Annotated in this window: 15 protein-coding genes; 3 read left to right on the top strand and 12 right to left on the bottom strand. The window is 51.9% G+C overall.

All coding sequences use genetic code 11. From position 1 onward, the window contains the following. Positions 1–140 precede the first annotated feature (140 nt). From CIG75_RS04975 to CIG75_RS21395, 4 genes are all read right to left on the bottom strand, one after another. Entirely contained in the window at positions 141–785 is a 645-nt protein-coding gene (locus CIG75_RS04975) for a Bax inhibitor-1/YccA family protein (RefSeq protein WP_094235652.1), read from the bottom strand. A 174-nt stretch (positions 786–959) separates the two neighbouring features. Next, positions 960–1,361 (bottom strand): hypothetical protein, encoded by a 402-nt coding sequence (locus tag CIG75_RS04970; RefSeq protein WP_094235651.1) that lies wholly within the window; start codon positions 1,359–1,361, stop codon positions 960–962. A 28-nt stretch (positions 1,362–1,389) separates the two neighbouring features. Then, positions 1,390–1,575, bottom strand: coding sequence for a hypothetical protein (locus tag CIG75_RS04965; RefSeq protein WP_094235650.1), 186 nt, complete (start codon positions 1,573–1,575; stop codon positions 1,390–1,392). Positions 1,576–1,717: 142 nt separating this feature from the next. After that, positions 1,718–1,843, bottom strand: a complete 126-nt coding sequence (locus tag CIG75_RS21395) for a hypothetical protein (RefSeq protein WP_265415064.1) — start codon at positions 1,841–1,843, stop codon at positions 1,718–1,720. 299 nt (positions 1,844–2,142) lie between these two features. Between CIG75_RS21395 and CIG75_RS04955 the strand changes: the two genes are divergently transcribed. Further along, positions 2,143–2,571, top strand: coding sequence for a hypothetical protein (locus CIG75_RS04955; protein WP_094235648.1), 429 nt, complete (start codon positions 2,143–2,145; stop codon positions 2,569–2,571). A 62-nt stretch (positions 2,572–2,633) separates the two neighbouring features. Here CIG75_RS04955 and mutY read toward each other — a convergent pair whose 3' ends face one another. Together mutY and CIG75_RS04945 are read right to left on the bottom strand one after the other, a co-directional pair. Then, positions 2,634–3,737: an A/G-specific adenine glycosylase gene (gene mutY, locus CIG75_RS04950; RefSeq protein ID WP_227874364.1), complete on the bottom strand. Its 1,104-nt coding sequence runs from the start codon at positions 3,735–3,737 to the stop codon at positions 2,634–2,636. A gap of 88 nt (positions 3,738–3,825) precedes the next feature. Next, a complete protein-coding gene (locus CIG75_RS04945) occupies positions 3,826–4,941 on the bottom strand; it encodes an aminopeptidase (protein WP_094235647.1) in 1,116 nt (371 codons plus the stop codon). A 97-nt stretch (positions 4,942–5,038) separates the two neighbouring features. On the opposite strand from CIG75_RS04945, the gene CIG75_RS04940 reads away from it, so the two are divergent. Next, positions 5,039–5,497, top strand: coding sequence for a peroxiredoxin (locus tag CIG75_RS04940; protein WP_094235646.1), 459 nt, complete (start codon positions 5,039–5,041; stop codon positions 5,495–5,497). A 65-nt stretch (positions 5,498–5,562) separates the two neighbouring features. Here CIG75_RS04940 and CIG75_RS04935 read toward each other — a convergent pair whose 3' ends face one another. Beyond that, on the bottom strand, positions 5,563–6,015 hold the full coding sequence (locus tag CIG75_RS04935) for a MarR family winged helix-turn-helix transcriptional regulator (RefSeq protein ID WP_094235645.1): 453 nt from the start codon (positions 6,013–6,015) through the stop codon (positions 5,563–5,565). A 125-nt stretch (positions 6,016–6,140) separates the two neighbouring features. Here CIG75_RS04935 and CIG75_RS04930 point away from each other — a divergent pair, with 125 nt between their 5' ends. Beyond that, positions 6,141–6,329 carry a hypothetical protein gene (locus CIG75_RS04930; RefSeq protein ID WP_094235644.1) on the top strand — a complete coding sequence of 63 codons (189 nt, stop codon included), beginning with the start codon at positions 6,141–6,143 and terminating at the stop codon, positions 6,327–6,329. Positions 6,330–6,377: 48 nt separating this feature from the next. On the opposite strand, the gene CIG75_RS04925 is transcribed toward CIG75_RS04930, so the two are convergent. The 5 genes from CIG75_RS04925 to CIG75_RS04905 form a co-directional block, all read right to left on the bottom strand. Beyond that, entirely contained in the window at positions 6,378–7,661 is a 1,284-nt protein-coding gene (locus tag CIG75_RS04925; protein ID WP_157729387.1) for a DUF4097 family beta strand repeat-containing protein, read from the bottom strand. Continuing rightward, on the bottom strand, positions 7,654–8,409 hold the full coding sequence (locus tag CIG75_RS04920) for a B-box zinc finger protein (protein WP_094235642.1): 756 nt from the start codon (positions 8,407–8,409) through the stop codon (positions 7,654–7,656). The genes CIG75_RS04925 and CIG75_RS04920 overlap by 8 nt, the downstream gene beginning before the upstream one ends. 15 nt (positions 8,410–8,424) lie before the next feature. After that, positions 8,425–9,000: an anti-sigma factor family protein gene (locus CIG75_RS04915; RefSeq protein WP_157729386.1), complete on the bottom strand. Its 576-nt coding sequence runs from the start codon at positions 8,998–9,000 to the stop codon at positions 8,425–8,427. Beyond that, positions 8,954–9,556 (bottom strand): RNA polymerase sigma factor, encoded by a 603-nt coding sequence (locus tag CIG75_RS04910; RefSeq protein ID WP_094235640.1) that lies wholly within the window; start codon positions 9,554–9,556, stop codon positions 8,954–8,956. Before CIG75_RS04910 ends, CIG75_RS04915 begins: the two co-directional genes overlap by 47 nt. Before the next feature lie 108 nt (positions 9,557–9,664). Continuing rightward, positions 9,665–9,946, bottom strand: a complete 282-nt coding sequence (locus tag CIG75_RS04905) for a DUF4190 domain-containing protein (protein ID WP_094235639.1) — start codon at positions 9,944–9,946, stop codon at positions 9,665–9,667. Between the last annotated feature and the right edge of the window lie 56 nt (positions 9,947–10,002).

The following is a 10,002-nucleotide window of genomic DNA, read 5'->3' as shown; positions in this document are numbered from 1 at the left end:
GATTTATTTGTTTATCTGGCAAATTCTGAATACACTATTTTTATAAATGGTATCAGTAGAATTAGAATAATGTCAATGTAAAATTAAAAAAAAGAAAAACCCACTCCATATGGAGCGGGCTTTCCGGCGCACAGTTTGGCTTAGTCATCAGACCCCAAGTTGATGCCGAACAGACGCAGCACGAACAGGAACAGGTTGATGAAGTTGAGATACAGGCCGAGCACCGCCATCGGCACCATGTCTTCCGGTACGCCGTTGCGAGCGATGTTCGAGATGTCATACAACGTGAATCCGATGAAGATGAAGATGCCCAGCAGCGTGAACAACAGGTACATCGTGCCGCCAAGCGGCATGAACATGTTCCACAAGGACAGAGCGATCAGCGCGATAATACCGACCATCAGGAAGCCGCCGAGGAACGAGAAGTCCGCTTTCGATTTCCATGCGTACAGCGCGGTCGCACCATATGCGAGCGTAGAAACACCAAATGCTGCCATCACCATGTCCCCGCCGATCCCTGCTGTATAGTGAGCAAGCACCGGGTAGAACGTAACCCCGCTGATGAAAGTGAACAAATAAAGGAACGTGTAACCTACACGGCGTTTTCTCAAGAACATTGCTGCGATCAACATCCCGATTTCGATGATCATCAGCGGCAGGAAGAACGCGGTCGGCACTTGAGTGCCTACGATCGTTCCGATTAATGCGAACAAAAGGCTCAGGAAGAACATCGGCAGAACACGATTCACACCTACCGTGCGGCTTCCAGAATAAGATGGTTGCATACTGACACTCCTTTCAAGTCTCTATAACGTAATTATACAACCTTATACGAAGAAAAAGAAATTAAGTTTCACTTTGTTTGCATCGAAACTTGCACCAAAACTTGAATCGAAATGAAAAAGACCTCCAAAAGACTGGAGATCCCTTCCATCGCGTGCTGTCAACCTGCCCGCCGACTATTGAACGTTTTGTTGCCCTTCGTACTTGGAGGCGATCTTGGTCATCAGCTTCGAAATGTCTGAGTCGTTGAGCGGACGGCCATCGCGTTGCAGCTTTTCACCGATGCGCTGGAGTTCATCATGAATGTAGCGCAGCACTTCATATTTATTGGTACCTTGCTTGAGATTGATCGAGTTGGTTTTCAGTTGATCGACAAAAGGAACCTCGTTTTCCTCGTTCACGGTTGCGCCTTGCAGCGGCATCGACTTGTCGTACACCGCGACGATCCCTGCGTTGTTGACAACAAAATAGATCGAGAAGTACGGGTTGTTCATCGAAGTCTGACCGAAAGAGAACGTTGCTGAGATGCAGCGCTCCATCGATTTGATATCATAATTCACTTGTACCGGAGTTTCCATGCGATGTTGTCCCCTTTTTGCGAAAAGATTAGCAAGACGAGCTCGGGCCTGCTGTATTCGTAACGATGAAGTCATCTTCGACAATATCATCGTAATCGATTTGAATTCCCTCAATCAGCGCGACAGCAAATGGGTCCATCACAAACGTGATGCCATGTGCCTCAACCGATTTGTCATAGTCTTTTGACTCATCCAGAGCCAAACGAAAGCGCATGCCGCCTCAACCAGGCGATACACTGACGCGAATGACGGTGCCTTCCGGTTCTTGCTCCAAGATCTCCTGAATCTTCTCTTTTGCGATGTCAGTAATCGAGATCATTGATGCTCACCCCTCTCTGTTCTTACAGTGTTCCCAACTACGCGAAAAAGTCCAGTTCGGCAAAAAACCAAACCTTCCTCGCGCCCATCCCCCCGTCGATACAGGTATCGAGCGACCGTATATAGAGTGCCGACTCCGGGTCTTCCAATAGTTTCGCTTCCAATTCCCGATACTCCTCTATCGAAGGGACCAAAAAAGTCTCAACGACAAGATTTTTTTGGTCGATGCCCTCACTTACACTATAGTGTGTGAAGCCTGCTTCTGTGCGTTTGACACGGAGTTTTGCGATCAGTTCGAGATAGTCTGTCCGTTTTCCCTCTGTAATCTTATATTCAAAAAATCCACGCACTGCCACTTCATTCCACCCGCCTGTCTTCACAAAGGATTTAAAAACTGTTCAAGGGAGATCTACGTTCCCCCTGTATGATGAAGATAATACCACAAACAGGGGGAAGAACCGCCATGGAAACAGGAGCACTGCTCGTAGACCGCGCACGCGTCCCTTACGTAGTCGGTTGTGTTTTGCCAAGTGAAGTCATCCACACAGAGCGGTTGATTCCGACCCGCTTGACCTCAGCCCTTCAAACGCATCAGGGTCGCGCCGCGCTGGAACTGCATGCCTATTTTGAAGTGAATGGACAGAAACACCACTTGCAGTTCGTGCTCCCTTTCAGCGCTCACCGCGATTTCCTGCGCGGCCTGTGCACAGCCGATGCGCTGTACCTTCTCACCGGGTCGGAACGGCCGGATGCGACGACGATTCACAAACGGATGTACCAAGGCGGACTGGCGATTGAGATGAACGAGGCGGTCAGGAATCAAATTTTGTTGTTTGATCTGCACGCTCATGTCACAGCGGCCACAGATGAATACGCAGTTGCATCCATCTAATAAGAAACCCTTTCTTCTATTTCGAGAAGAAAGGGTTTCTTTGCTCACTGAAGAAACCTACCCTAAACCAGTCCACCCAATTCCTTGACCACTTTCCCATGCGCCACCGGGAACGTATAGGCATCCAATTCTCCAACGGCAACCCATTTCAAATCGTCATGTTCGCGCACCTGTCCTTGAACGATCGCGCATTCAAACACGCGCATGTCCCATTGCAGGTGGCTAAAAGTATGTTGAACCTGTGCAAAAAGCCGCTGCGGTGCCACCGTCACACCGAACGCCTCTGTAAGGTGTGTAATCAAGCTCTCCTCCAGGGACAGACCTTCCACCCTCTCACCGCCTGGAAACTCCCACATGCCCGCCAAGAGCCCTTTATCGGGACGTCTGCGAATCAGCACGCGGTCGCCATCGCGAAGCAGTGCGGCCGTCATATCGACAGGTCTGGGCGGCTTTTTCTTCTCCTTGACCGGAAACGCTTCTTGCATCCCCTCGTCGAGCGCACGGCAATGTTCCTGTACCGGGCACGATTGACAGCGCGGATTTTTCGGAATGCAGATCGTCGCCCCAAGCTCCATCAGGCCTTGGTTGAACGAAGCAGCCCGTCCAGTCGGGATCAAAAATTCGGCCAGCCCTTCGAACGTCCGCCTTGTTTTTGGCTTCATGATGTCCTCTTCGATCAGGAAAATCCGCGACAGCACCCGAAACACGTTGCCATCCACCGCTGGCACGTCCACATCATAGGCGATCGACAAGATCGCACCTGCTGTGTACGGCCCCACACCGGGTAGTGTCGAGATTTCATCGAGCGTGTCGGGCACTCGTCCGGCAAACTTTTCACGAACGACCTGCGCCCCTTTTTGCAGGTTGCGCACGCGCGAATAGTAGCCGAGCCCTTCCCACGCCTTCAAGATATCAGGCTCAGGAGCATCCGCCAGCGCCTCAATCGTCGGGAACAGTTCCATAAAACGATTCCAATATGGAATCACCGTCTCCACCCGCGTTTGCTGCAGCATCACTTCTGACACCCAGATCTTATACGGATCGCGCGTCCGCCGCCAGGGCAGGTCGCGTTTCACCATTTCATACCAGTCATATATCTTCCCACCGACAGCTCTGGCCGTTTGGATATTCACATCGACCTGCGTCCGTCTCATCGTCTCTCGCATGTTCTTGCCTCCTAAAACGTGCACACTTCTTTCCCATTATACAAAAAGCACAGCCGACAGGGGCTGTGCTTTTCGATGCCAATCTGTTCTACTTCAATCGATCCGGGTTCAAACCTTCCAGTTCCGGAATGACGAACAGGCCGTCTTTGCGGATCAGCACATCGTCAAACCAGATCTCGCCCCCACCGTACTCGGGCGTCTGGATGCAGACCAGATCCCAGTGGATGTTGGAGCGGTTGCCGTTGTAAGCATCGTCATAACAGTTGCCCGGCGTTAAGTGGAACGAGCCTGCGATCTTCTCATCGAACAGGATGTCCTTCATCGGTTTCAGGATGTACGGGTTGAAACCGAGCGAGAATTCACCGATGTAACGAGCTCCTTCGTCCGTATCCAAAATGCGGTTGATCGCTTCGGTATCATTGGCGGTCGCTTCGACAATTTTGCCGTCCTTGAAGGTCAAGCGAATGTTGTCAAACGTCGTCCCGTTGTACAAGGTCGGCGCATTGAACGATACTGTGCCGTTTACCGAATCGCGCACCGGCGCCGTATAGACTTCACCGTCCGGGATGTTCAGTTGACCATCGCATTTGACAGCCCCGATGTTTTTGATCGAGAAGGACAGATCGGTGCCCGGCCCTTTGATCTGAACGCGGTCGGTGCGCTCGATCAGCTCTTTGAGCGGGTTCATCGCTTCGGACATCTTGTGATAGTCGAGCGTGCAGACATCGAAGTAGAAATCTTCAAAGTCCTCAGTCGCCATGTTGGCCGACTGTGCCATCGACTCATTCGGATAGCGCAGGATGCACCACTTGGTCTTGTGCACGCGCGTTTCAAAATGTACCGGCTTGGAGTAGAATTCAGCATATTGCTTCATCTTCTCCGCTGGCAAACCTGCCATTTCGTTGACGTTTTTCGATGCCCGGATCGAAATGTATGCGTCCATCTGTTCCATGAGTGCTTTATCGTGCTCGCCCCATAGTTTGACCTGCTCAGCGCTTGCCCCGCGCATCAACTCACGGTTCAACTGCGGCTCTCGATTCCACAAAAAGGGCAACGCCCCGACCGCATAAGCAGCCTTGATGATTTCGCGAGTCAGCGGGACTTCGCCGTCTGTCACTTCAAGCAGCACCTTTTCACCCGGCTTCAGGGCTACGGAGTATTCCACCAGATTTTTCGCCAACAACTCGTAACGAACGTCTTTCATCGTATCTAACCCCTTCACTATGTAGATGCGGTTCCTCCTTGACTCACCTTGAACAGATTGAGACAATATAAGAAATGTCAGGTGAGGAGGAACTTTAATGCTGGAAATTGGTGCGACCGCTCCCGACTTTCAAGCTGAAAGCACGGAAGGACCCGTCCATTTGTATGAAGATTACAAGGGTAAGAAAAATGTCATCCTCATTTTCTACCCGATCAACAATACGCCCGGCTGTAAAAAACAACTGTGCGAAGCGCGCGATGCCACCCCCGCATACGACAACCTCGACGCGGTAGTCTTAGGTGTCAACCCTGGCAAGTTCGAAGGGCACAAAAAGTTCAGCACCAAGCATAACTTCGGCTTCCCGCTGATCTATGACGACCGCTGGCAGATCATCGCCGATTATCAAGTGCCAACGTTTTCCGGTCTGATGGTCGCCCGCTCGGTGATGATTCTCGACAAAGAGATGAAGGTACGCTACTTTAACAAAGGCATGCCGACCACGCAAGAATTGACTGCAGAGCTTGAGAAAATCAACCAAGAATCCAATACATTGTAGCACAACGGCGGTGTCCATCGGGCATCGCTTTTCTTCTATTCAAAGGTATGCACAAGCGAATGCGGTTAGCTGTCAAGTTTTTTGAAAAAACGTTCCAAATAGTTGTAAAACTGTTTGCATTCTCCCGATTCAAAATCACCAAACATCTCCGTAGTAAACGTATTGCGCGGTTCTTCGATGTGACGCATGAACTGCGCGCCTTTTTCGGTCAGCATCACTTTGGTCACGCGGCGGTCAAATTGATCCGGGTGTCGGCTGACAAATCCGTCGCGCTCCAACCTGTCGATCATCCCTGTCATGTTCGCCTTGGTGACAAGCAGATTCTTCCCCAATTCGGTCATCGTCATTCCCTGTTCGTTACGGTCCAGCACGCCGAGCAACGTCCATTGTTGCTGGGAAAGTCCGTACGCCCCCGCCAACTTTTCACTATTGCCATGTTTGATCAACAAGTTGTTGATCCTAATCACCATATGAAGAATAGCAGCACGCAACTCCGAGTCATTATTCAGATTATTCATTTCTACTCAACCCTCTTACATTCAGATTTTAATATATGAGTTTATAATACTACGTTCCTCCAATTATTCCTTCGTATGAGATCGAAAAAAACGCAAAAAATACTGGTACGGGAGGTGGTAAGAACATGTGGGAAATGATCACGGACATGATACCGCGCCGCAAAAGTGGCATGAACACTGTGACAGCGATGGTACTTGGTGCCGGAATCGGCATCGCCGCTTGGGAAGTCATGCGTCGCAACAATACTGCGGGCAACAACACCAATGAGATGGCGCAGATGGCAGATTCCATGATGGACGCCATTACCGATTAGTCCGCCTCTCCAACAAAAAGGGTCCCTGCGCTTGTGCGGGGACCCTTTTTAATACTTATCGACAAAAATACTGCCATGATAGGAGCGCACCGTGACTGGCCATGTTCCGTCACCCAGTTGGTCGGTGAGCAGAGAGCCTTGTTTGGTGCCTGCGTTTTTGCTCGTTTTTGTTGGACCTTTGATCACGCCTTTGTTCGTCTCACCCAAAAATTTGACCGAGGCCGACTCCGGCATTTCCAGCGTCGTCTTGCCATTGTTCACAGCGATCGTCCAGGCGGCCAACACATCGCCGTGCACCGTCACATCCCCGATCCCATTGATCGTCGCTTCCAGTTTCGAAAACGGATTGCGGATGTTGAACACCGCCGACTCGCCTATCGCCTTGATCTCATCGCCGATCGAGTCAACATTCACTTTGCCAAGTTTGACGTAAAGGTCCAACTTGCCGGCCACTTGTCCAATGTCTGCGTCGCCAGCGTCCGATCGCAACAACAGATCGCTGCCGACTTTACGAATCTTGACATTGCCTTGCCCGGTGTGCAGGTTGGCCTTTCCATAGATCTCACGCACGTTCAACGCGCCATTTTGCACGTCTGTTTCCAGATTGCCGTTCAGCGTATCGACGGTCACCTCTCCGCCTTTGCTGCCAATCTTGGCATTCCCTTTGTAAGCGCTGAGCAAAATGTCGCCTTGCTCCGTACGCAGTCGCAGTTCGAGACCTTCTGGCACTTGCAGCTTTAGATCGATCCTCGCGCTCTCTGCGACATGGTCCGGCTTTTTGACCAGCACGGTGCTGACTTTGTCGATCATCGTGTAAGGCATCAGATCGACCGCCGAGACGAGCGTTGAGCGCTCGTTGATGATCGAGACGTGCGCCACAGCGTCAATCTCCATCTGCCGCCCGGTCGTGCCGACAACTTCGATGGTGCCAAGCGGATTGTCGATCACCAACTCCTTCACAAGCTCGGGCAGATGGACAATCTGTGTCGGCAGATCCAAGTTTTTGCTGGTCACGGTGAGCAGCGGCTTCTGTGGTACCTGCTCTTCCCCTTGTGCTGCGCGGGTCGTAGATAAGTAGAAATTGACCGAGAAGACCCCGACGAGGAACAGGAGGGCCAGACTCCGTCCGTCCAAGCGAATTCGTTCCTGGATACGTTTGCGGCGGTTTGACAGCCAGTTCCACAGCAGTTCCAAACCAAGCCCGATGATCAAGAGCGGCCAGAAATTGAGCCCGATCACAAAAGCGTTCTGCTGAAAGCCGATGTCATAGAAAAGAAGAAGACCCAGTGCGAGCATCGTGCACGCACTGGTTAAGGTTCCAACTCTACGCATGATTACCGTCTTCACGCTCTTCCGTACGCGATTGCGGCGGGAAAGGAAGCGGTTTGCCTTTGATAATCCAATAGCCTGCACCGATTAACAGAGCGGCCGTGACCATCTCTTTGAGCGCTTCACGCAGCTGCCAGTTGTTCACGCCAGCGAGGTCGATCACACCATATGCCAGCGCGACACCGCCGATGATCGCAAAAGCCCAACCGATCATCGAAACGGTGAGCATCTCTCTCCAGCGCGGGAAGATCGGGCGATCTTCCACCGTTTCGCCGCGGTTGATCGCTTCACGGAATTTGTGTGCATCCACCTGTGCATAGAACCAGAGGATCGGCACAGCAAACCCGGTTGCAAACTGCAAGGAGTTCGGCACGATCGTGTTCAGGAAGATCAGGAAGAAGAAAACGATCATCATGTGCACACCGCGCACCTGTAGACCCAGATAGTAATGGCCCAAGCCCGGCAGACAGGAGAACAAGGTGGTCAAGAAAAAGCTCCGGTGCCCTTGCGTCAAAGTTTCCGATTTGTGTTTAACAATCGAGACGGCATGCTGCGCTTTATTGTCCGCAGGTGGATGTGCTTGTTTTTTGTCTGGCAACAAGCCTGTGTCGTCAAGCGTCATCGTGCGCGACACGCATGTTTTGCATACCGCATGATCGCCTACGGGGACCACGCAGTCCGAACAGATCATTTCGTGGCAGATGCGGCATTCACGCGCCACATCGCGATCCGGATGATGAAAGCAGTTCATAAGAAAGGTCCCTCCCTATTTCGATCGATCAAAGTTTGCTACGCTGAACAGGTCGTACAGTTCAGAATAGACGCGGGCTGTGCCGTTCGAGACAAAACTGCCGGTGTTCGAAACAGCTGCGATCGTCTTGCCGAATACAGGAACTCGATCGGCATAGGATTGTCCGGCCGAGCCGAGCACCATAAAGCCGGTGACCACAGCTGCCGTAGCGACGCGGGTAAACAGTTCGAGACGCGGAGAGCGTGCCTTGCGCGGTGCAAGCGGCACAACATTGTTCGTTTCCAGAGTCTGGTTCGACCACTCCGTTTCGGACGACCCGCAATGCGCGCCGTCTGCGGTCGTGTAGGGTCCGCAAGCTGCCTGCTGTCGATCCTGTTCAATCTCGCTCATGATCCGATCGGCAAGCCCGGCAGGCGGCGTTTCCAGCAGCATCAGTTCGGGCATAGCGTCACCCAGTTCTGCCAGATTCGCGAGACGCTCTGCGCACAGGTCGCATTCGGCCACATGTAGCGACACCCGATCCAACTCGTCATCGGTCAGTTCATCACCGTTTAGAAACTTCCAAATCATATCTCCTGATACGTGCTCCATCTGTTTCCCCTCCTTTCAGTCGGTCGCGAAGCATGTTTTTCGCCCGGTACAGCCGAGTTTCAACGGTGCGCGGTGAAATTTCCTGCATCTCTGCGATGTCCTTGTAACTCATCCCTTGAAAATGGTACATCAGCAGGATCGATCGATATTTCTCCGGCATCTCCTCGAGCAGGCCACGCACTTCTTCCTGCTGTTCCTGACGAAGCACCATTCGTTCTGGTGAGGTTTCCAGATCGTCCGGAATGCGCTCCGCCTCTTCAACCTGCGCCGTCTGCTCCTGACGCGGCACATGTTTGCGCCGCCAATCAATACAGCGGTTGGTAGCAATCTTACAAATCCACGTCTTAAAACTCGCCTCTTCGCGGAAGCTATCTAACGTGCGGTATGCCTTCAGGAAGATTTCCTGGGTGAGGTCTTCGGCCTCGATCCGGTCGCGCACCATGCGGGCAGCGATGGTATAGACGAGCGCCTGGTAGCGCTCCACGAGCAGTCGATAACTGTCGCTGTCACCCGATGTGACACGCCGTATCAATTCTAGATCGCTTTCTCCCTGCATCGCGTACCGGTCCCCCCTTCTCCCTGCTTGCAACCACCGTCGATTTCGTCTGTCACCCCTATTGACGAACCGATTCGGGAGAAACCCTTCACGATTTTACAAAAAAATTTAGATCATCATCAGCACAAAACCGTACATGGCCACCACGAGCAACGTGGACACTAAGTTCAGCAGAATGCCAGTCAGCGCCTGCCAGCCGCCTTTCATCTCATCCGGGTTCCGTTTGATCTGTCGAGTTGCTAAAAAGCCGAGCACCATGCCAAGCGGCCCCATCAGCAAGATAATGATGTTCAGAAATGGAATGATCACCGTCACCAGCGAACAAGCGCCGAGCACAAGCGATGCGACCGACATGCGATTGGTCTGAATAAAAGGTCTTGGTTCATTCATCTATCAAAACACTCCTCAGTTTCATCAAAAATGAATCTCGTCTATTATACCTTAGA

Source organism: Tumebacillus algifaecis (assembly GCF_002243515.1).
Classification (GTDB): domain Bacteria; phylum Bacillota; class Bacilli; order Tumebacillales; family Tumebacillaceae; genus Tumebacillus_A; species Tumebacillus_A algifaecis.
The sequence above is the reverse complement of the archived record's forward strand: the minus strand, read 5'-3'. Positions and strand labels throughout refer to the sequence as shown.